General features: G+C 73.1%; 21 protein-coding genes. 12 read left to right on the top strand and 9 right to left on the bottom strand.

What is annotated here, in order from left to right; translation table 11 throughout:
* Positions 1 to 2: 2 nt before the first annotated feature.
* The 5 genes from sufC to AC07A6_RS31610 all read left to right on the top strand — a co-directional run bounded on the left by sufC (position 3) and on the right by AC07A6_RS31610 (position 4,393).
* Positions 3 to 767: a Fe-S cluster assembly ATPase SufC gene (gene sufC / locus AC07A6_RS31630; protein WP_030846240.1), complete on the top strand. Its 765-nt coding sequence runs from the start codon at positions 3 to 5 to the stop codon at positions 765 to 767.
* Positions 764 to 2,020, top strand: coding sequence for a cysteine desulfurase (locus AC07A6_RS31625; RefSeq protein WP_362468568.1), 1,257 nt, complete (start codon positions 764 to 766; stop codon positions 2,018 to 2,020). Before sufC ends, AC07A6_RS31625 begins: the two co-directional genes overlap by 4 nt.
* Positions 2,021 to 2,042: 22 nt before the next feature.
* Positions 2,043 to 2,504, top strand: a complete 462-nt coding sequence (sufU, locus tag AC07A6_RS31620; RefSeq protein ID WP_362468570.1) for a Fe-S cluster assembly sulfur transfer protein SufU — start codon at positions 2,043 to 2,045, stop codon at positions 2,502 to 2,504.
* Positions 2,501 to 2,845: a metal-sulfur cluster assembly factor gene (locus AC07A6_RS31615; RefSeq protein ID WP_007263433.1), complete on the top strand. Its 345-nt coding sequence runs from the start codon at positions 2,501 to 2,503 to the stop codon at positions 2,843 to 2,845. The genes sufU and AC07A6_RS31615 overlap by 4 nt, the downstream gene beginning before the upstream one ends.
* A 240-nt stretch (positions 2,846 to 3,085) precedes the next feature.
* Positions 3,086 to 4,393, top strand: a complete 1,308-nt coding sequence (locus AC07A6_RS31610) for a hypothetical protein (RefSeq protein WP_478779435.1) — start codon at positions 3,086 to 3,088, stop codon at positions 4,391 to 4,393.
* Here the strand turns inward: AC07A6_RS31610 and AC07A6_RS31605 are convergent.
* On the bottom strand, positions 4,380 to 5,228 hold the full coding sequence (locus AC07A6_RS31605; protein ID WP_478779426.1) for a hypothetical protein: 849 nt from the start codon (positions 5,226 to 5,228) through the stop codon (positions 4,380 to 4,382). The two genes, AC07A6_RS31610 and AC07A6_RS31605, sit on opposite strands and share 14 nt — an antisense overlap.
* A gap of 105 nt (positions 5,229 to 5,333) precedes the next feature.
* Here AC07A6_RS31605 and AC07A6_RS31600 point away from each other — a divergent pair, with 105 nt between their 5' ends.
* Together AC07A6_RS31600 and AC07A6_RS31595 are read left to right on the top strand one after the other, a co-directional pair.
* Positions 5,334 to 5,657 carry a DMT family transporter gene (locus AC07A6_RS31600; RefSeq protein WP_478779425.1) on the top strand — a complete coding sequence of 108 codons (324 nt, stop codon included), beginning with the start codon at positions 5,334 to 5,336 and terminating at the stop codon, positions 5,655 to 5,657.
* Entirely contained in the window at positions 5,657 to 6,187 is a 531-nt protein-coding gene (locus AC07A6_RS31595) for a TetR/AcrR family transcriptional regulator (protein WP_478779424.1), read from the top strand. The genes AC07A6_RS31600 and AC07A6_RS31595 overlap by 1 nt, the downstream gene beginning before the upstream one ends.
* A 414-nt stretch (positions 6,188 to 6,601) precedes the next feature.
* Here AC07A6_RS31595 and AC07A6_RS31590 read toward each other — a convergent pair whose 3' ends face one another.
* A complete protein-coding gene (locus AC07A6_RS31590) occupies positions 6,602 to 7,477 on the bottom strand; it encodes a winged helix-turn-helix transcriptional regulator (protein ID WP_478779423.1) in 876 nt (291 codons plus the stop codon).
* Between the two features lie 94 nt (positions 7,478 to 7,571).
* On the opposite strand from AC07A6_RS31590, the gene AC07A6_RS31585 reads away from it, so the two are divergent.
* Together AC07A6_RS31585 and dapD are read left to right on the top strand one after the other, a co-directional pair.
* Positions 7,572 to 8,837 (top strand): MFS transporter, encoded by a 1,266-nt coding sequence (locus tag AC07A6_RS31585; RefSeq protein WP_478779434.1) that lies wholly within the window; start codon positions 7,572 to 7,574, stop codon positions 8,835 to 8,837.
* A gap of 9 nt (positions 8,838 to 8,846) precedes the next feature.
* Entirely contained in the window at positions 8,847 to 9,827 is a 981-nt protein-coding gene (gene dapD, locus AC07A6_RS31580) for a 2,3,4,5-tetrahydropyridine-2,6-dicarboxylate N-succinyltransferase (protein ID WP_125818925.1), read from the top strand.
* A gap of 276 nt (positions 9,828 to 10,103) precedes the next feature.
* Here the strand turns inward: dapD and AC07A6_RS31575 are convergent, their stop codons facing one another.
* From AC07A6_RS31575 to AC07A6_RS31565, 3 genes are all read right to left on the bottom strand, one after another.
* A complete protein-coding gene (locus AC07A6_RS31575; protein WP_478779422.1) occupies positions 10,104 to 10,358 on the bottom strand; it encodes a hypothetical protein in 255 nt (84 codons plus the stop codon).
* 134 nt (positions 10,359 to 10,492) lie between these two features.
* Positions 10,493 to 10,957 (bottom strand): GNAT family N-acetyltransferase, encoded by a 465-nt coding sequence (locus AC07A6_RS31570; protein ID WP_362470615.1) that lies wholly within the window; start codon positions 10,955 to 10,957, stop codon positions 10,493 to 10,495.
* A 57-nt stretch (positions 10,958 to 11,014) separates the two neighbouring features.
* Positions 11,015 to 12,856: an endonuclease/exonuclease/phosphatase family protein gene (locus tag AC07A6_RS31565; protein WP_478779421.1), complete on the bottom strand. Its 1,842-nt coding sequence runs from the start codon at positions 12,854 to 12,856 to the stop codon at positions 11,015 to 11,017.
* A gap of 445 nt (positions 12,857 to 13,301) precedes the next feature.
* Between AC07A6_RS31565 and AC07A6_RS31560 the strand changes: the two genes are divergently transcribed.
* Together AC07A6_RS31560 and AC07A6_RS31555 are read left to right on the top strand one after the other, a co-directional pair.
* Positions 13,302 to 14,804 (top strand): hypothetical protein, encoded by a 1,503-nt coding sequence (locus AC07A6_RS31560; protein WP_362470620.1) that lies wholly within the window; start codon positions 13,302 to 13,304, stop codon positions 14,802 to 14,804.
* A 301-nt stretch (positions 14,805 to 15,105) separates the two neighbouring features.
* A complete protein-coding gene (locus AC07A6_RS31555; RefSeq protein WP_478779420.1) occupies positions 15,106 to 16,554 on the top strand; it encodes an alkaline phosphatase PhoX in 1,449 nt (482 codons plus the stop codon).
* A gap of 74 nt (positions 16,555 to 16,628) precedes the next feature.
* Here the strand turns inward: AC07A6_RS31555 and AC07A6_RS31550 are convergent, their stop codons facing one another.
* The 4 genes from AC07A6_RS31550 to AC07A6_RS31535 form a co-directional block, all read right to left on the bottom strand.
* The gene (locus AC07A6_RS31550; RefSeq protein WP_185911353.1) at positions 16,629 to 16,805 is read right to left on the bottom strand and encodes a hypothetical protein; all 177 of its coding nucleotides are present in this window, start codon (positions 16,803 to 16,805) and stop codon (positions 16,629 to 16,631) included.
* Between the two features lie 113 nt (positions 16,806 to 16,918).
* Entirely contained in the window at positions 16,919 to 18,133 is a 1,215-nt protein-coding gene (locus AC07A6_RS31545; RefSeq protein WP_478779419.1) for a TerD family protein, read from the bottom strand.
* A 53-nt stretch (positions 18,134 to 18,186) separates the two neighbouring features.
* Complete coding sequence (locus tag AC07A6_RS31540; protein ID WP_478779418.1) at positions 18,187 to 18,408, bottom strand: hypothetical protein; 222 nt, start codon at positions 18,406 to 18,408, stop codon at positions 18,187 to 18,189.
* A gap of 42 nt (positions 18,409 to 18,450) precedes the next feature.
* Positions 18,451 to 19,977, bottom strand: a complete 1,527-nt coding sequence (locus tag AC07A6_RS31535) for an aldehyde dehydrogenase (NADP(+)) (RefSeq protein WP_478779417.1) — start codon at positions 19,975 to 19,977, stop codon at positions 18,451 to 18,453.
* 136 nt (positions 19,978 to 20,113) lie between these two features.
* Here AC07A6_RS31535 and AC07A6_RS31530 point away from each other — a divergent pair, with 136 nt between their 5' ends.
* On the top strand, positions 20,114 to 20,914 hold the full coding sequence (locus AC07A6_RS31530; RefSeq protein WP_386273312.1) for an IclR family transcriptional regulator: 801 nt from the start codon (positions 20,114 to 20,116) through the stop codon (positions 20,912 to 20,914).
* The last annotated feature ends 51 nt before the right edge of the window (positions 20,915 to 20,965 follow it).

Genomic DNA, 20,965 nt, shown 5'->3' with positions numbered 1-20,965 from the left:
CCATGGCAACGCTTGAAATCCACGACCTGCACGTCTCCGTCGAGGCCGAGAACGGCGCCCGCGAGATCCTCAAGGGTGTCGACCTGACGGTCAAGCAGGGTGAGACGCACGCCATCATGGGCCCCAACGGCTCCGGCAAGTCCACCCTGGCGTACTCCCTCGCCGGTCACCCGAAGTACACCATCACCGGTGGCACCGTGACCCTCGACGGCGAAGACGTCCTGGAGATGTCCGTCGACGAGCGCGCCCGCGCCGGCGTCTTCCTCGCCATGCAGTACCCGGTCGAGGTCCCCGGCGTCTCGGTCTCCAACTTCCTGCGCACCTCCGCCACCGCCATCCGCGGCGAGGCCCCCAAGCTGCGCACCTGGGTGAAGGAGGTCAAGTCCGCGATGGAGCAGCTCCAGATGGACCCGGCCTTCGCCGAGCGCAACGTCAACGAGGGCTTCTCCGGCGGTGAGAAGAAGCGCCACGAGATCCTCCAGCTGGAGCTCCTCAAGCCGAAGATCGCGATCCTCGACGAGACCGACTCCGGCCTCGACGTCGACGCCCTGCGCATCGTCTCCGAGGGCGTCAACCGCGTCCGCGAGACCGGTGAGGTCGGCACCCTGCTGATCACCCACTACACGCGCATCCTGCGCTACATCAAGCCCGACTTCGTGCACGTGTTCGCGAACGGCCGCATCGCCGAGTCCGGCGGCGCCGAGCTCGCCGACCAGCTGGAGAACGAGGGCTACGACAAGTACGTGAAGGGTGGCGCGACCGCGTGACACAGCTGCCTGGCCTCCTCGACATCGAGGCGATCCGCAAGGACTTCCCCCTGCTGGATCGTGTGGTCCACGACGGGAAGAAGATCGTCTACCTGGACAACGCTGCGACCTCGCAGAAGCCGCGCCAGGTGCTCGACGCGCTGAACGCGTACTACGAGCGGCACAACGCCAACGTCCACCGCGGCGTGCACGTGCTCGCCGAGGAGGCCACGGCACTGTACGAGGGCGCCCGCGACAAGGTCGCCGCCTTCATCAACGCGCCGAGCCGCGACGAGGTGATCTTCACGAAGAACGCCTCGGAGTCGCTCAACCTGGTCGCGAACATGCTCGGCTGGGCCGACGAGCCCTACCGGGTCGACCGCGACACCGAGATCGCCATCACGGAGATGGAGCACCACTCCAACATCGTCCCGTGGCAGCTGCTCTCGCAGCGCACCGGCGCGAAGCTGAAGTGGTTCGGCCTCACCGACGACGGCCGCCTCGACCTGTCCAACATCGAAGAGGTCATCACGGAGAAGACGAAGATCGTCTCCTTCACGCTGGTCTCCAACATCCTGGGCACCGTCAACCCGGTCGAGGCGATCGTCCGCCGCGCCCAGGAGGTCGGCGCGCTGGTGCTGATCGACGCCTCGCAGGCCGCTCCGCACATGCCGCTGGACGTCCAGGCCCTCGGCGCCGACTTCGTGGCCTTCACCGGCCACAAGATGTGCGGCCCGACCGGCATCGGCGTCCTGTGGGGCCGCCAGGAGCTCCTGGAGGACCTGCCCCCGTTCCTCGGTGGCGGCGAGATGATCGAGACCGTCTCGATGCACTCCTCCACCTACGCCCCGGCGCCCCACAAGTTCGAGGCCGGCACGCCCCCGATCGCCCAGGCCGTCGGCCTCGGCGCGGCCGTGGACTACCTGACCTCGATCGGCATGGAGAACATCGCCGCGCACGAGCACGCGATCACCGAGTACGCGGTCAAGCGCCTCCTGGAGGTGCCCGACCTGCGGATCATCGGCCCGACCACGGCCGAGGACCGCGGCGCGGCGATCTCCTTCACGCTCGGCGACATCCACCCGCACGACGTGGGCCAGGTGCTGGACGAGCAGGGCATCGCGGTCCGCGTGGGACACCACTGCGCGCGCCCCGTGTGCCTCCGGTACGGAATTCCCGCGACCACGCGAGCGTCTTTCTACCTGTACTCCTCTCCCGCCGAGGTCGACGCGCTGATCGACGGGCTGGAGCACGTACGGAACTTCTTCGGCTGACGAAGGCGACGAGGACGAGGCTGTGAAGCTGGATTCGATGTACCAGGAACTGATCCTGGACCACTACAAGCACCCGCACGGGCGCGGCCTGCGCGACGGCGACGCCGAGGTGCACCACGTCAACCCGACGTGCGGCGACGAGATCACGCTCCGCGTGAAGTACGACGGGCAGACGCTCACCGACGTCTCCTACGAGGGCCAGGGCTGCTCCATCAGCCAGGCCAGCGCGTCCGTGCTGAACGAGCTGCTGGTCGGCAAGGAACTCTCCGAGGCGCAGAAGATCCAGGGCGTGTTCCTGGAGCTGATGCAGTCCAAGGGCAAGCTGGAGCCGGACGAGGAGATGGAGGAGGTGCTGGAGGACGCGGTCGCGTTCGCCGGCGTCTCCAAGTATCCGGCGCGCGTGAAGTGTGCTCTGCTGAGCTGGATGGCGTGGAAGGACGCGACCGCCCAGGTGCTGGGCGACGCGGAGAGGAAGACGGCATGACCGAGAACGCGACGCCCGAGGCGTCGATCAAGCCGGCCACCGAGGAGGAGGTCCGCGAGGCCCTCTACGACGTGGTCGACCCCGAGCTGGGCATCGACGTCGTCAACCTGGGCCTGATCTACGGCATCCACATCGACGACGCGAACATCGCCACCCTCGACATGACCCTGACCTCGGCGGCCTGCCCGCTGACGGACGTCATCGAGGACCAGGCGAAGTCGGCGACCGAGGGCATCGTCAACGAACTCCGGATCAACTGGGTCTGGATGCCCCCGTGGGGCCCGGACAAGATCACGGACGACGGCCGTGAGCAGCTGCGCGCGCTCGGCTTCAACGTCTGAGCGGCGCCTGCGCCTGAGGGCCCCCGGCACGGTCGTGCCGGGGGCCCTCCCTGTTCTCGGGGGTTGTCCGGGGTTCTCCGGGCCGACGCGTGACGTGCACCGGGAGTTGGCCGCCATGGCCGAATCTTCTCGACGGCCGTCACAGCGTGACGCCGTGAAGGAGAGGACGTCACCTTGAAGAAGCAGCTCGGCATCGCGGGCGCCGCGGGCACCGCCGCACTGATCACCGCCGCGACGGTCATGCCCGCGCACGCGGTCACGTACGGGACCCCGACCATCTCGCTGTCCGCCGGCTACCTGTCCGGCTCCGTGAACGGGGTCGGCGACCAGACCGTCGACGTGACCGTCGGGCAGAGCGGCGCCGACGTCTCCGCGCTGACCGTCAGCGCCTCCGCCTCCAGCAAGGCCTCCGTCGCCGGCACCGGGGACGTCACCGTCACCGGTGCCGGGGCCGTGCGGCAGCTCGCCGTCACCGCGCGCGGCCGCGGTTACACCAGCCTGACGATCAAGGTCACCGGGCTCGGCGGCAAGACCGCCACCAAGACCCTCTCCTACGCCGCGTCCGCCGCCGTCCAGAACCCGGCCGACGCCCGCTACTTCAGCGGCGCCTCCGACTCCTCGGCCGCCGTCGACGTCGGCGGCGGCTACACCGTCGTCGCCGACGACGAGAACAACGTGCTGCGCCTGTACGACCGTTCCCGCTCCGCCGCCCCCGTGCGCACCTGGGACTTCAGCTCCCAGCTCGGCGTCACCAAGGAGGTGGACATCGAGGGCGCCACCCGGATCGGGAACACCATCTACTGGACCGGCTCCCTCGGCAACAACAAGGACGGCGAGTACAAGGCGCCCCGCAACACGGTGTTCACCACCACGGTCAGCGGCTCCGGCCCGGGTACGCAGCTCGCGTACGGGCGCTCGTACAAGAAGCTCCGCGACGACCTCGTCGCCTGGGACACCGCGAACGGCAACCGGTACGGCTTCGCGGCGGGCACGGCGGCCGGCGAGGCGCCGAAGCAGATCGACGGGTTCAACGTGGAGGGCCTGGAGTTCGCGCCCGGCTCCACCACCACCGCCTACCTCGGCTTCCGCGCGCCGCTCGCCCCGGCCGTGCCGGGCGGCAAGGCCCTGCTCGTGCCGGTCACCAACTTCGACCAGGTGCTGGCGAGCGGTGCCAAGGCCGTCTTCGGCCCCGGCGTCGAGCTCGACCTCGGCGGGCTGTCGGTGCGGGACGTCAAGAAGAACGCCGCGGGCCAGTACCTGATCCTGGCGGGCTCCTGGGCGGCCGACGACAATTCCGACCCGTACGCCCTCTACCAGTGGGACGGCGTCCCGGGCCACGCCCCCGTCAAGCGGGCCGACCTGCCCACCACCGACCCCGGCGGCTGGGAGGCCATCGTGGAGGTGCCGGACCTGACCGCGCCCGGCGCCCGGGTCCAGGTCGTCACCGACAGCGGCTCCGCCGACCTGTACGGCGACGGCACCGAGGCCAAGGACCTCACGCACCCGGAGTGGAAGAAGGCCCGCGCGGCCTGGTTCACCCTGAACTGAACGCCCCGGCGCCGGGGTCCGTCGCGAGCGCCTCGGCGAGGTGCTCGCGGCGGATCAGCCGGTCCACGTAGAGCAGCCCGGCGGGCAGCTGCGGGAAGGCCGGCAGCAGCACCAGCGCCGACAGCGCCCCCGCCAGGCCGAACCAGGCCTGGAGCGCCCACCCGGCCGCGCAGGTGAACGCCACCGCCGGAGCCGTCACCCCGAGGGTCCGCCACCAGGCGCCCCGCACCAGGCGCGCCGAACGCCGCAGCGCGGCCACCGGCCGCAGCCCCTCGTACCCGGCGGCGGTGGGCGCCAGGGCGAACAGCACCCCGAGCCAGAGGGCCACCGGGAGCAGCGGCAGCAGTGCGAGCGCCGGCAGCCCGGCCGCCCCGGCCGCCACGACCGGGGCCGCCGCGGCGAGCAGCGCCAGCAGCTGAGCCCCGAGGACGGCCGGGGTCCGGGTGAGCGCCGCCCGCAGCAGCCCCGGCACGGTCACGGCACGGCCGAGCACCGCCGGGCGCAGCAGCACCGCGATCAGGGCGGTGGCCAGGGCGCAGGTGAACAGCAGGAACAGGGCCGCCGCCGGGAACAGGGTCCAGACGAAGACCCGGCTGCCGGAGCTGCGGCTGAGGGAGGCCAGGGTGGCCGCCCCGGCCGCCGCGGCGACCAGCAGGGCCCCCGCGAGCTGGCCGAGGAGCAGTGCGCCGCACAGCGTTCCGCCGTACCGGCGCAGGGTGGTGGCGGCACCGCCGAGGATCTCCCCGGGCCCCAGGGGCCGCAGCGGCACCACACCGGGCCGGGGCCGTCGCGGGGGCAGCCAGCCGCCGCCCGCATGGGTCCAATGCTGTGCCATGAGCGGCCCCCGTCCCCTGAGGGGGCCACCGTAGCTCCGATGGGCCCGGCTGTGACCGCCCGTGCGCGTGTACATGTGTACGCATCGATGTGTACTGTTGTACACATGCCTTACGTGCTGCTCGCCATGGCCATAGCCGCGGAGGTCGCCGGGACCACCGCCATGAAGTACAGCGACGGATTCACCCGGCTGTGGCCCTCGCTGGGCACCCTGCTGGGGTACGCCATCGCCTTCACCCTGCTCGCCCGGACGCTGAAGTCGATGTCGGTGGGCACGGCGTACGCGATCTGGGCCGGGGTCGGCACCGCCGCCATCGCCGCCATAGGGATGGTGTTCCTGGGGGAGACCGCCTCCGCCGCGAAGATCGCCGGGATCACGCTGGTCATCGGCGGCGTGGTGCTGCTGAACCTGGGCGGGGCGGCGCACTGATGGCCGCCGGAGCGCGCCGCCACGACCCCGGCCGCCGGCAGCGGATCATCGACGCCGCGATCCGGGTGGTGGGGGCCAAGGGGATCGCGGGGCTCAGCCACCGCAGCGCGGCGGCGGAGGCGGACGTGCCGCTGGGCTCGACGACGTACCACTTCAAGACCCTGGACGACCTGCTGATCGCCGCGCTGCGGCAGGCCAACGAGGCGTGGGCGCCCGTGCTGGAGGTGCGCGGGGGCGAGGACCTCGCCGGTGCGCTGGCGCGGCTGCTGGGGGAGGTCCTGGAGGCGGACCGGGGGCGGGCGGAGCTGGAGTACGAGCTCTACCTGGCCGCCCTGCGCCGGCCGGCGCTGCGGCCGGTCGCCGCGGAATGGTGCGAGGCGGTGACGGTGGCCCTGGCGGAGCACACGGACCCGCTCACGGCGCGGGCCCTGGTGGCCGTGATGGACGGCATCAGCCTCCAGGTCCTGCTGACGGGCACCCCGTACGAGGAGGGCTACGCCCGCGAGATCCTCGGCCGCGTCCTGCCGTAGCCTCCCGGCGGGGTCCTGGTGGGCTCGCCCCTCCCCGACCTTCGCCCGTTCCCCGGGGCTGCGCCCCGGACCCCCGCGCCTCAAACGCCGGCGGGGCTGGAAGAGCCGGGCGCTGCGCGCCCGGTGCGCTCAAACTCCCCCAGCTACCGCTGGGAGGTGCCCCCAGCGCGGGCTGGAATTTCGCTGCGCGAAATCCAGCCCCGCCGGCGCTCTCCGGCCCCAGCCGGCACATTCCAGCCTCGCCGGCGTTTGAGGCGCGGGGGTCCGGGGCGCAGCCCCCAGGGGGTCCGGGGCGCAGCCCGGGGAACGGTGGAAGGGCGGGTAGGGGAACCGGCCCCGCGCAGCGGCCACCTGCGCCGCCCCGGGCCCGCACCTGCGCCGCCCCGGGCCCGCACCCGCGCCGCCCCGCACCCGCTAACCCGCGGAACGTACCGACGCCAGCGCCGCCGCCACGCTCGCCTCGATGTCGGTCACCGGGTAGAACACCTCCCGCACCACCCGCTCCCGGTCCACGACCAGCGTCAGCCGCTTGATCCGGCTCACCCCCGCCGCGCGGAACGTCGGCAGCCGGAGCGCCGTCACCAGGTCCAGCCCGGCGTCCGACAGCAGCGGGAAGCGCAGCCGCTCCTGCTCGGCGAACTCCCGCTGCTCGTCCGGCCGCTGGGTGGAGACGCCGTGCACGGTGGCGCCGGCGGCGGTGAACTCCGCCAACTGGTCGCGGAACGTGCACGATTCGAGCGTGCAGCCCTTCGCGCCCGGGATCCCGGCCCACCCGGGCGGGTAGGACTCGGCCCGGGCGTAGGCGCCGGGGAAGCAGTACAGGACGGTGAACGGGGTGTCCGCCACGGGGTCGCGGAGCTCGCCGAAACGGTCCGGCAGCAGCAGCTCCGGCAGCCGGGTGCCGCGCAGCGCGTGGACGCGTACGGCTTCCTTCGAGGACTCTTCGGTCGTCGCCGTCATCTCTCCCTCTCCCAGGACCCAGGTGTCTCCCCAGTCCTGGAGGGCCACCAGGACCGGCAGCAGCCCCCGCCCGCGCGGGGTCAGCCGGTACTCGTGCCGCACCGGGCGTTCCTGGTACGGCTCGCGCGTCAGCACCCCGGCCTCGACCAGCAGCTTCAGCCGCTCGGCGAGCACCTTCCGGGACACCCCCAGCTCGCGCTGGAGCTCGTCGAAGCGGTACAGGCCGCGCGCGGTGTCCCGCACGATCAGCAGCGTCCACCAGTCGCCCACGACGTCGAGGGCCTGGGCGATGGAGCAGTCCGCGTCGCCGAGGTGCGTGCGCTGGGCCATGGGAACTCCTTTGTCCGTTGACCCAAGGCTGTCATGCTGACATAGTCCGTTCCCAAAAGGAACTCACTACGGCGGATACGGGGGACACGGCGTGCTGCAGGGTGTGCAGGGGTTCAAGGACGTACCGAGGGTCGTGTGGCTGCTGGCTGCGGGGGTCTTCGTCAACGCCGTCGTCAGCTTCACCTTCGTCTTCGTCTTCCTCTACCTGACCGGCCCCCGCGGCCTCGGCGCCGCCCAGGCGGGCCTGGCCACCGGCATCGGCGGCATCGGACTCGTCGCCGGCAACTTCACGGGCGGCTGGTACGGCGACCGCTTCGGCCACCGCCGGGTGCTGCTCGCCGCCTCCGCCCTCGGCGGGCTCGCCCTGATGTCCTTCCCGGTGCTGCCCACCCCCCTGCTGTACGCCGCCCTGACGGTGGCCCAGTACGCCTCGGGCGTCGTCCGCGCGGCGAACTCCGCCCTGGTCGCCGTCACCGTCCCCGAGGGGGCCCGCCGCCAGGCCTTCGCCGTCGTCCGCTGCGTCTCCAACGGCGGCTTCACCCTCGGCCCGCCGCTGGGCGCCCTGCTCGCCTCCGGGCTCTCGTACGACTGGCTCTTCCTCGCCGACGGCCTCGGCACCCTCTTCTTCGCCGCCTGGACCGCCCGCGTCGTCCCGGCGCGCGGCGCCGCCCGCACACCCTCCGCGGCCCCGGACGGGGGTCTGGGCCGCGGCGGGGTGTGGGCCGCCCTGCGGGCGCGGCCCGGCGTGCTGGTGCTGCTCGGCGCGATCCTCGTCGTGGACGTGGTCTACCGCCAGCAGTACTCCCTCTTCCCCGTCTACCTCGCCGACCACGGCCTCGACGTACGGGCCTTCGGGCTGATCGTCGCCCTCAACGGCGCCGTCATCCTGCTGCTGGAACTGCCCGCCGCCGTCGCCCTGCGCGACCGGCCGCCGCTGGCGGTCATCGGAAGCGGACTGGTACTGGTCGGCGCCGGGTACGCGGCGCTGCTCCTCGGCGCCGGCGTGGCGACCGCCGTCACCATGATGGTGCTGCTCAGCCTCGGCGAGATCCTCTACAAGACCACCGCCACCGCCTACGTCGCCGACCAGGCGCCCGAGCACGCCGTCGGCCGCTTCCAGAGCCTGTACGCCGGGGTCTCGGTCAGCGGGACCGTCCTCGCCCCGCCCGCCGGCGGAGCCCTGTACGCGGCCGCCCCCGGCCTGCTGTGGCCGCTGTGCGCGGCCCTGGCGGCGGGCGCCGGCGCGGTCGTCCTGGCCCGGCACCGCACCGAGGCGCGCGCCGCCCGGCGGCGCGCGGAGCGACACGCCGCACGCCCGGCACATGAGACCGGTTCGCGACCGCGGCCCGTCGCCGGTTAGGTTTCTGGCATGACTGCTACGCGTACCACCGGCGCCGTCGCCGCCGGACTTGCCACCATCACCGCCGACGGCACCGTCCTCGACACCTGGTTCCCCGCCCCCGAGCTGGCCGACGCGCCCGGCCCGGCCGGCACCGAGCGCCTCACCGCCGAGCAGGCCGTGGAGCTCCTCGGCGCCGCCGCGGCCAAGGCCGTCCGCTCGGACGCGGTCCGCGGGGTCGAGGTCGTAGCCGTCCGCACCGTCATCGCCTCCCTGGAGGACAAGCCGCTGGACGCGCACGACGCGTACCTGCGCCTGCACCTGCTGAGCCACCGCCTGGTCAAGCCGCACGGCCAGAACCTGGACGGCGTCTTCGGCCTGCTCACCAACGTCGCCTGGACCTCGCTCGGCCCCGTCGCCGTCGACCAGGTCGAGACCGTCCGGCTGAACGCGCGCGCCGAGGGCCTGCACCTCCAGGTCACCTCGATCGACAAGTTCCCGCGCATGACCGACTACGTCGCCCCCAAGGGCGTGCGCATCGCCGACGCCGACCGCGTCCGCCTCGGCGCGCACCTCGCCGAGGGCACCACCGTCATGCACGAGGGCTTCGTCAACTTCAACGCCGGCACCCTGGGCACCTCCATGGTCGAGGGCCGCATCTCCGCGGGCGTCGTCGTCGGCGACGGCTCCGACATCGGCGGCGGCGCCTCCACCATGGGCACCCTCTCGGGCGGCGGCAAGCAGATCATCTCGATCGGCGAGCGCACCCTGGTCGGCGCCGAGGCGGGCATCGGCATCGCGCTCGGCAACGAGTGCGTCGTCGAGGCCGGCCTCTACGTCACCGCGGGCACCCGGGTGACCCTGCCGGACGGCCAGATCGTCAAGGCCCTGGAGCTCTCCGGCGCCGACAACATCCTCTTCCGCCGCAACTCGGTCACCGGCGCCGTCGAGGCCCGCCCGTACAAGGCGAACTGGGGCGGCCTCAACGAGGTCCTGCACAGCAACGACTGACGCCTCGGGCAGCGCCCGCCCCCGCGTCACCACCGAGTGCCCTCCCGCCGTACGCGGGAGGGCACTCGCCGTTCGGGCGGGCGGGACGCTCAGCCCACCAGGCGCAGGAACCAGCGGCGCGAGGGGTGGCTGTCGCAGTCGAACTGGACGAGCGGGTGGGCGCGTGAACGGCCCCGCAACCGAAGCCGGCGCCGCCGCCCGGACGCGCCGGAACGCCCCTCGCGCCGCGAGGGCGAGGGGCGTTCCGGGAGGTTCCAGGGGGGCGGGCGCGCCCGGTCAGTTCAGGGCGATCGTGCGGATCAGGCCCGCGAAGGCCCGCTCCTCCGCCTCGGTCAGCTCCACCGACTCCATCGGGTGCGTGGCCGCGGTGCGCTGGGACGGGATCACCGGCAGGCCCTCGTAGGCACCTGGCTCCGGGTGGTGGAAGCGGCTGTCCCACAGCATGTGGCCGAGACCGACGACCCACACGATGACGGCCACGGTGAGGACGGCGAGGCCGATTTCCTGGGCGAGGGACATGGACGGGAACACGCGGTCCTCCCGGGAGTGCGGGGGTACAAGGAGGGCAAGTTCGGGCGTGGGGACACTCAACACCACAACCGGAAGATTTTGGCCCCTGTGTGTCCAGCGTCACGCCAGGGCCGAAGGTCCCGACCTGTGCCGGACTACGGTTCGAGGACCAGCTTGAAGCCCTCGTGGCTGCGCGCGAAGCCCAGGCGCTCGTAGAACCGGTGGGCCGCGCCGCGCCGCTTGTTGCTGGTCAGCTGGACCAGTCCGCAGCCGCGTTCGCGGGCCCGCTCGACCGCGAGGCGCATCAGCTCCGCGCCCAGGCCGCCGCCGCGCCGGTCCGCGCGGATCCGTACGGCTTCCACCAGGGCCCGCTCGCGGCCGCCCTGGCCGAGGCCCGGGACGTACGTCAGCTGGAGGCAGCCCACGACCGTCTCCCCGTCCGCCCCGCCGCGGTCCGTCAGGACCAGCACCTCGTTGCGCGGGTCCTCCGCGATGGCGGCGAAGGCCCGCTCGTGCTCCGCGCCGACGGTGACCGAGGCCGGGTCCAGGACCCGGTCCTCGTCGGCCAGCAGGGCGAGCACGGCGGGCAGGTCCCGGCGGGTGGCGATGCGGAAGATCATGGCCGGATTGTGGCAGGGGCCCGGCCGGGTACGGCGGCAGGGCCCCTGCGGCCCGGGTTACGGGCGGAAGCGCAGCACCTGCGGGTCGTGGTCGCTGTTCTGCGCGGAGAACTCGGCGTTGATGTGCACGCTGTCGTACGCGAAGTTCTTGATCGACGGGCTGGTCAGGATCTGGTCCAGCACCTGGGCGTTGCCCTGGTAGACGTAAGAGTAACGTTCCGCCTTCGGCAGCGACTTGATCGCCGAGTACAGCGCGCCGCCGTCCTCCAGCGCCTTCGTCGTGCCGGAGAACTCGAAGTCGTTGATGTCGCCGACCGCGAGCACGGCCGCGTTCTTGTCGACCGCCAGCAGCTGCTTCACGAACCCGTTGACGGCCTGCGCCTGCAGGAGCCGCTTCTCCTCCGACTTGCGCACCGGCGGCTGGTGGTGCGAGGTCAGGCCCTCGTCGCCGCCCTTCGAGCCGAAGTGGTTGGCGATCACGAAGACCGTGCGGCCGCGGAAGAGGAACTCGCCGGCCAGCGGCTTGCGGCTGTCGGCCCACGCCGGGTTCGCCGGGTCGATCCGGCCGGGGGAGTGGGTCAGGGCGGCCTTGCCGCGCTCCGTCGTCACACCGGTCGCCGTCACCGCGTCGCCCGCGGCGCGGTCGGTGAAGGAGACCCGCGCCGGGTTGAACAGGAACACCTGGCGGATGTTGCCGCCGGGCTCGCCGCCGTCCTTGTTGTTCTCGGGGGTGATGGAGCGCCACTGGTAGGCCGGGCCGCCCGCCGCCTTGATCGCCTCGGTGAACTTCGTCAGCGTCTGCTCGGCCGAGACGGTGCCGTCGTTCTTGGCGCCGTTGTCGTCCTGGATCTCCTCCAGGGCCACGATGTCGGGCGAGGCCAGGTTGGTCACGACCGCCTTCGCGAGGTTGTCGAACTTCTCCTGCGGGTCGGTCGGGTCGAGGTTCTCCACGTTGTACGTGGCCACCGCGAGCTCGCCGGGCGACTGGGCCTTGGTCTTCTCCGGGGCCAGGGTGCCCGCCTTGACCGTGCCGAGGGTGCGCGCCACCAGCGTGTAGCCGCCGAACTGGTTGAAGTCCAGGGGGCCCTCGGTGGTGCCGGTCAGCTTGTCGCCGACGTTGGCCACCGGGAAGGGCTGCTGCGCGAGCGGCGCGAGCTGCTGGACCTGGAGGCGGCCGGTGTTCTGGGACTCGTACGAGCCGTAGACGGTGCCGCCGCGCTTGGCGGCGTTCTCCCAGCCCTTGACCGTGACCCACAGCTCGCCGTGCGCGTCGGTGGCGCCGACCACGCGCGAGGTGCCGATCCTGACGTTCATGCCCTCCAGGGACTCGTAGAAGTCCAGGGCGTAGCGGGAGGGCTCCAGGGCCAGGCCGTTGATGCTGCCGGCGGCCGCAGGGTCGCCCGCGGGGGCGTACTCCGCGGGGACGGAGTACTCGGTGACCGCGGTGGCCGCGGGCAGGGCGTTGCCCGAGGAGAGCACCGTCACCGTGGGCTTGGAGATCTGGGTGACGGACTGGTTGCCGGAGTTCGCGCCTCCCGGGACGTACTCGCCGACCGTGCCGGAGACCTTCACGGCGTCGCCGACGGCGACGGTCGGGACGGAGCTGGTGAAGACGAAGACGCCCTCGCTGGTGGCCGGGTTGTCGTCGGCGTCCGGGTCCTGGATCCAGAAGCCGCGCGAGCCGTAGGTGCGCACGCCCGTGACGATGCCGTGGACGTCGGCGACCTGCTTGCCGTTCAGGGGGGAGATCCGGGTGGTGCCCTGGATGTCGTGGATGCGTATCGGATCGGCGGACACGGCGCCTTCGGCCGCGTCGGCGGTGCCCGCGAGCAGGCCGGTGGCCAGGGCGGTGGCGACGAGGGCCGCGACGGCGGCGGAACGGGGATGCGAGGAGCGCATGGGCGGGAACTCCGGTGTGTGGAGGAGAAGGTGCGGGCTCTTGACGGCCCGTGTACATCTACGCGCGTCAATTTCCTGTGTGACCAGGGACGTTGTCAAGGCCTCCAGGGGATACGGAGGCTGACTGTGGGATGAACCAAAGGTGATGGCCGCCGGGCGCACCCCGATTGCGTCTACGCTGGGTCGCCGCAACGGGCCTGACGGTCCGTCCGCATGTGTTTTCGGCCACACGGCCGGACGGCATCGGATCCCGCCGCCCGGACGACGCCGGCCCGCCCGACCCACCGCTCAGCCGACCCACCGCTCAGCCGATCCACCGCTCAGCCGATCCACCGCTCAGCCGATCCACCGCTCAGCCGATCCACCGCTCAGCCGATCCACCGCTCAGCCGATCCACCGCTCAGCCGCCACTGCCCCGTGCGTCCCGTCCGAGGAGAACCACCCCATGTCCGCAGAGCCGCACCCCACGCTGCCGCCGGTACGGCTGCACTCCGATGCGGAGCTGGCCCGCGACGCCCTCGTCGCCCCGCTGTTCGCCCGCGCCGTACGCCTCGCCCGCTGGGCCGGCCCCGACACCCGCGTGGACGTCGGCGGCGAACTCGCCCCCGACCAGCTGCCGGAGGCCGTCACCGTCCTCGGCCTCGACGCCGCCGACGAGGACTCGCCCGTGTACGCGAGCCAGGCCTGGCGGGTCGCCGTGGACACCGGCCTCGTCGACGTCACCGAGCCGGAGGAGGACAGCGGCGACGGCGCCGAGGCGGGCGAGCCCGAGTACGGCACCGCCACCCCCGGCGAGGACCTCGCACTGCTCGCCGGCGGAGCGCCCGGCGACGTGCTCGACCTGTGGCTCGCCGCCCTGGACACCGTCCTCGCGGACGCCGCCGTACCCGACCTGGACGACCTCGTCGACGCCCTCGACGCGGGCGGCGAGATCGACTTCGACCGCCTCGACTGGAACCCCCAGCGGGAAGCGGACTTCCTCGACGGGGTCCTCGCCAACCTCTACCTGCTCACCGTCACCGAGGGCGGCGCCGGCGAGGGCCCGGTTCCGCTGCCCGTGCTCGCCGCCTCGATGATCGTGCCCGACGAGATGGGCGACCCCACCGACGCCGTCCTGGAGCAGGTCTCGGACGCGATGATGCGCCTCGACGACCAGTTCCGGCAGCTGGAGCCCATCGGGCTCGTCGAGTACCGCCCCGTGGACGAGGCGCTGCTCGCCGAGGCGGACGAACCCGCTCCCGGCGAGGCGGGGCAGGGTGCCGCGGCGGGCCCGGAGGACGACGAGGACGTGTCCCGGTACGGGATGGTACGGCTGACCCCGCTCGGCCTGTACGGCGTCCGCGCCCGGATGCTCGAAGCCGGGGTCGAGGCCCCCGCAGTCGGGGAACTGGCCGACAAGGGCGCCGACGCGCTGCTCGACGCCGTCTCCTACTACCCGGAGGGCGCCGCCCAGGCCGAGATCGAGCAGTGGCTGGCCGGCCGCGAACTGCCGGACGCCGTCGCCGGACTGCTGGCCGCCGCACGCGGTGACGACGAAGGCGCCCCGCTGCGCCGGCTGCGCTGCCAGCAGGCCCTCGCCCCGGCCGGGCCGGAGGCCGAGCCGGCGGTGCGGGCCGTCCTGGACGACCCGGAGCTCGGCGGGCTCGCCCGGGTCTGGCTCGCCGAACACGGGGTGGCCGACGTACCGGCGCCGGACGAGACGATGGTGTTCTGGCTGACGGTGGACACCATCGCGGCGCAGCTCGTGGCGGACGGGGAGACCGAGGAGCTGCCGCTGCTGATGCGGAGCCTGACGGAGCACCACGCCGGGTTCTTCGAGCAGGCCTGGCGGGTGGAGCACCCCGCCACCGCGTACGTCCTGGAGGCCATGGGCCGGCTGCACCCGGACAAGAAGGCCTCGAAGGAGGCGCGGAAGGCCGCGTTCAAGGCCCGCTCCCGGCAGCCCTGACCGGCACGGCGGCCCGCGCGGCGCCCGTCGGTTGGCGGCGGGCGCTCGGACGGGTGCTCCCTGACGGGTGCTCCCGGCGGGTGCTCCCGGCGGGGGAGCGGCGGTGCGGAAGGGGCACCGGGGGAGGTTCCGGCGAGGGTGCACAACAGGCCGATTCCGGGGCCGGAGCTCGCCATTCCGGCGACCGGCAAGGACTCGGCCCGCATTCGCGGGTAGTTCAGCCGCCGTTCACGTACGGGCGGGAGCGTGTGCGCCTGCGACCGTACGCCAGGCGCACCACCTCCCCACCCCTGGAGACCCGATGCCCCTCAGCCGCAGAGACTTCAACGCCCGCACCGTCATCGCCGGTGCGGGCGTGGCACTGACCGGGACGGTCGGCGCCCTCGCCACCGCCCCCGGGGCACTCGCCGCGGACGACCCCCGGCCCGACGCGCTCGACGCCCACGGCCGCCCGCACGCCCCCGGCTACGGGCCGCTCCTCCCCGACCCCGCCGGACTGCTCGCCCTGCCCGCCGGGTTCACCTACCGCGTGATCACCCGCAGCGGTGTCACCACCCTCGAATCCGGGGAGAGCACCCCGTCCAACCACGACGGGACCGCCGCCTTCGAGGGGCACCGCGGAGTCACCCTCCTCGTCAACAACCACGAGCTGAAGGGCCCGCGCAGCGGCTGGGCGCACCCCGTACCGCTCGCGGAGGGCCTCGTCTACGACCCGGCCGCGTCCGGCGGCTGCACCGTCGTGGAGGTCCGGCGCGGCGGCGAGGTAGCCGAATGGGTGGGCGTCGCCGGCACGTCGACCAACTGCGCGGGCGGATCCACCCCCTGGGGCACCTGGCTGACCTGCGAGGAGACCGAGGACCTGGCCGGCAAGAACGGCATGACCAAGGACCACGGCTACGTCTTCGAGGTCGACCCGCACGACCGCCGGGCCAACCGCGACCCGCAGCCCGTCAAGGCGTTCGGAAGGTACGCCCACGAGGCCGTCGTCATCGACCCGCGCCAGGGCCACGCCTACCTGACCGAGGACGCCTCCGGCCCCAACGGGCTGCTCTACCGCTGGACCCCGCCGCACGGCTTCCGGCACGGGCGCGGCCGGCTGCGCACCCTCGCCCCCGACGCCGGGGTGCTCGCCGCCGCCAAGTGCTTCGACAGCCAGGGCCGTTTCGTGGACGACCTCTCGCGGGCCACGAAGACCGGCACCGTGTACGGGGTCGACTGGGTGGAGGTGACCGACCGGGACGCGCGCAGCCTCTCGGTGCGCAAGCAGTTCGCGGCCGGTGCCGTGACCCGGGCGCGCAAGCTGGAGGGCATGTGGTGGGCCGACGGGGGCGCCTACTTCGTCTCCTCCTACGCGCGCGAGGAGAGCCCGGGCGCCGCGCACGACGGCCAGGTGTGGTTCTACGACCCCAAGCGGCGCACGATCCGGCTCGTCGTCCTGATCGGCGTCAACCGGGACCCGGGCGCGGAGGGCGGCTACGACGGCCCCGACAACATCACGGTGTCGCCGTACGGCGGCCTGGTCATCGCCGAGGACGGCGAGGGCCTGCAACACCTGCTCGGCGCCACGGAGTCGGGCCGCGTCTACCCGCTGGCGCGCAACGAACTCAACATCGGTACGGCCGACAAGCCGGAGTACTCGGAATTCACCGGGGTCTGTTTCTCCCCGGACGGGCGCACCCTGTACGCCAGCATCCAGGACCCGGGCATCATGCTGGCCGTCACCGGCCCCTGGCGGCGCTCCCCGCGCTGACGCGGGACGCGGGCACCGGGCAGGCGGTCCCGGGGCACCCCTGTGCCCCGGGACCGCCTGCTACCGGGCGGCGGCTACTGGACGGCGGCCAGCTCCTCGGCGCGGGAGGCCACTGCCCACTCTTCGAGCAGGAACTCGTACGCCTCCGAGGGCCACTCCCCGTCCCAGGTCTCGACGAGGTGCCGTATCGCCTCGTTCGCCTCGGCGGCGGACGGGCGCGCGGGACCCGCGGGCTGGAGTGTGTTCTGCATGGGTCCAAGGCTACGGGCGGGCACTGACAGCCACCTCCGGATTACGCGTGGCATCCATCACCCGGACGGCCGCCCGTCGGCTCCACGGTGTCGGCATATGCCCGCCCACCTGCTCAGAGTGCCTGCGAGGCGGGCTTGACCATGCCGCGCACTGTGCGGGACTTCACAAACTCGCCCATGGCCGTCATCTCCCATTCGCCGGAGAACTGCTTGATGAGCTTGGCCATCATGACCCCGGTCTGCGGCTCGGCACTGGTGAGGTCGAAGCGGACCAGCTCCTCCCCGCTCGCCGCGTCGATCAGCCGGCAGTAGGCCTTGGCGACCTCGGTGAACTTCTGGCCGGAGAAGGAGTTCACCGTGAAGACCAGGCCGGTGGCCTCGGCGGGCAGCCGGCCCAGGTCCACGACGATCACCTCGTCGTCCCCGGCGCCGTCACCCGTGAGGTTGTCGCCCGAGTGCTTGATCGCTCCGCCGAGGATCGACAGCTTGCCGAAGTAGCAGCTGTCGATGAAGTTGCGCTGCGGGCCGTAGGCGATGACGGAGGCGTCGAGGTCGATGTCGCGGCCGCCGTAGGCCGGCTCCCAGCCCAGGCCCATCTTGACCTGTGAGAGCAGCGGGCGGCCGCCCTTGACCAGGGACACGGTCTGGTTCTTCTGGAGGCTGACCCGGCCCTTGTCGAGGTTGATCTTCCCGCCGCCACCGCCGACGGGGGCGGAGGCGGGTGCCGGCGGCGCGGCGGGTGCCGGCGGGGCGACCGGGGCGGCGACCGGAGCGGCCGGGGTGACCGGGGTGACCGGGGCGGCGGCCGCCGCCGGCGGGGCCGGCTCCTCGTCCACGGAGACCCCGAAGTCGGTGGCGATGCCCGCGAGGCCGTTGGCGTACCCCTGGCCGACGGCGCGCACCTTCCAGACGCCGCCGCGCTGGTAGATCTCCACGACCACGAGCGCGGTCTCCGGGCCGAGCTGCGGCGGGGTGAAGGTGGCGATCACCGCGCCGCCGGCCGCGTCCCGCACGGTGGCGGTGGGCTCGATGCCCTGGAAGCTCTGCCCTGCGGCGTCGGGACTGGCCGTGACCACGATCCGCTCGATGCCGGGCGGCAGCGCGCCGGTGTCCACGGTGATGGAGTCCGGCGCCGAACCGCCGCCGGACCGGTAGCTGACACCGGGCCCGGAGGGCTGGTTGTAGAAGATGAAGTCGGCGTCGGAGCGCACCTTGCCGTCCGCCGCGAGCAGGAGCCCCGACACGTCGAGACGCACCGGGGCAGCCACGTCCACCGTCACGCGGACGGTGTCGAGCGGCAGGTTGGAACCAGGGGTCATAGCGGTCATGCCCGGAGAACGACCGGAGCGGCTTTGCCGTTCCCTTACCCTCGGCGGGATTTTCAGCGACGGTTGCGGGGGTGGTCGCGGGCGGCGCGCTCGTTGCCGAACTTGTAGGAGCCGGTCCAGCGGGCCATCACCAGCTGCGCGTCACCGGACTCGACCTCGGCGAGGAACTTGTCGGCGCGGGCGCCCCGGAGGGTGCCCGCGGCGCGGCCCCGGTGCGTGATGCGGACGGTGCGGTCGCTGTGCACCTCGTACGTGAACCCCTGCGGCTTCGGCATGGGGCGCAGCCTGCCCCGCCGGCGGGCGGGGCGGCAACGCAATTACGCGGTGCCGGTCACGCGGCGCGGCAGGCCCAGCGGGTTGGCCTCGCGCAGCTCCGGCGGGAGCAGCGCGTCGGGCACCGACTGGTAGGCCACCGGGCGCAGCCACCGCTCGATGGCGGTGCCGCCGACGGAGGTGGAGTGCGAGGTGGCCGCCGGGTACGGGCCGCCGTGGTGCTGGGCCGGGGCCACCGCGACGCCGGTCGGCCAGCCGTTCACCACGATCCGCCCGGCCACCCCCGTGACCTGCGCGATCAGCGCGGCGGCCGGGCCGGGCGCGCCCTCGGTCTCGGCCCGCGAGAGCTGCAGGGTGGCGCTCAGGTTCCCGCCGAGCCGGTCCAGGACCGCGGCGGCCTCGTCCTGGGCGGCGTACCGGACGACGACGGTGACGGGCCCGAAGCACTCCTCCAGGAGCACCCCGTGGGCGCCGCCCTCCAGCAGGGTGGCCGCGGGCACGCTCAGGAAGCCGGCGCCGACGGTGTGCTCGCCGCCCGGACCGGGGGTGACGGGCGCGGTGACCCCGGGGAGGGCGGCCCGTTCGCGGACGCCGGACAGGAAGTTCTCCCGCATCCGGTGGTCGAGCAGGACCCCGGGGCCGCTCTCGCCGAGGGACTTGGCGAGAGCGCCGGTGAGCCGGTCGCCGTCGGGTCCCTCGGGGACCAGGACCAGGCCGGGCTTGACGCAGAACTGGCCCACGCCGAGGGTGACCGAGCCCGCGAGCCCGGAGCCGATCTCCTCGGCGCGCTCGGCGGCGGCCGCCGGGGTGACCACGACGGGGTTGAGGGAGCCGAGCTCGCCGTGGAAGGGGATCGGCACCGGCCGCGCGGCGGCCGCGTCGAAGAGCGCCCTCCCGCCCCGGATGGAACCGGTGAACCCGGCGGCGGACACCAGGGGGTGGCGGACCAGTTCCACCCCGGCGTCGAAGCCGTGCAGGACGGTGACCAGTTCCGTCGGCAGCCCGCACGCCACCGCGGCCCGGCGCAGCAGCGAGGCGCACAGCTCGGAGGTGGCCGGGTGGTCGGGGTGGGCCTTGACCACCACCGGGCAGCCCGCGGCCAGCGCGCTCGCCGTGTCGCCGCCGGGTACGGAGAAGGCCAGCGGGAAGTTGGAGGCGGCGTAGACGGCTACCACGCCCAGCGGCACCTTGTAGCGGCGCAGTTCGGGGCGCGGCGGGCTGAGGGAGGGGTCGGCCCGGTCGATCCGGATGTCGAGGTGGGATCCCTCCTCGACGGCGTCGGCGAAGGCGCGCAGCTGGCCGGTGGTGCGGGCCAGCTCGCCGGTGAGGCGGGCGGAGCCCAGTGCGGTCTCGGCGTCGGCGGCCTCCACCACGGCCTGCCCGGCCCCGTCGAGGAGCTCGGCGGCGGTGCGCAGGAAACGGGCCCGCAGGGCCGCGTCCGCCAGGGCCGCGCGGGCGTCGTGGGCCGCGCGCACCGCCCGGTCCACGTCCTCGGGTGTGGCTTCCGCCGCAACCTCCTCGCGCGGCTTCCCGGTGCGGGGGTCCACACTCCAGACTGGTGTCCCTGCCATGGCCCGCTACCTCCTGGACCGTTCAGTATTCTGAACGCCGTTCCGGTGGATGAATGATCACTTCTGCTGCGGACTCTATTTCCGCGTCCACCGGGTGACAAGAGGCGATCAGAGCCGACCAGAGGGGAAGAGGCGTATGACGACAGCGGAGACGGCCGGACCGGCCGAGCCGGGGGTCCCCGTGCCGGCGGCGCCGGTGAAGTCGGCGGTGCGTACCGTCCTGCTGCTGGAGCACTTCGCGGCACGGCCCGGCCTGCACAGCCTCGCCGACATCCAGAACGACCTCGCCCTGCCCAAGTCCAGCCTCTACATGCTGCTGCGCACGCTGGTGAACCTGGGCTGGGTGGAGACCGACGCCACCGGCACGCGGTACGGCATCGGCGTACGGGCCCTGCTGGTCGGGAGCTCGTACATCGACGGCGACGAGGTCGTCGCGGCGGCCCGGCCCACCCTGGACCGGCTCTCCGACGACACCACCGAGACCATCCACCTGGCACGGCTCGACGGGACGAGCGTGGTCTACCTCGCCACCCGCCAGTCCCAGCACTACCTGCGGCCCTTCACCCGCGTGGGGCGCAGGCTCCCCGTCCACTCCACCGCGCTCGGCAAGGCGCTGCTGGCCTCGCACACCGACGAGGAGGTGCGCGCGCTGCTGCCGAAGCGGCTGGAGGCGGTCACGGAACACACCATCACCGACCGGGAGCAGCTGATGGAGGAGCTCGCGCTGGTCCGGGAGCAGGGGTACGCGGTGGACCGGGAGGAGAACACGCTCGGCCTGCGCTGCTTCGGCGTGGCCATCCCGTACCGGACGCCGGCCCGCGACGCGGTGAGCTGCTCGGTGCCGGTGGCGCGGCTGACGGAGGACCACGAACGGGCCATCAAGGCGGCACTGTTCGAGGCGCGGGACCGGCTGTCGGTCGTGACCCGGCGCATGTGACGACCCCGCCGGGGACCGCCTCCCCCGTGCGGGGGAGGCGGTTCACCATCG

It is taken from the genome of Streptomyces sp. NPDC044002, from assembly GCF_056434525.1.
This window is presented reverse-complemented; position numbering and strand designations above follow the sequence as displayed.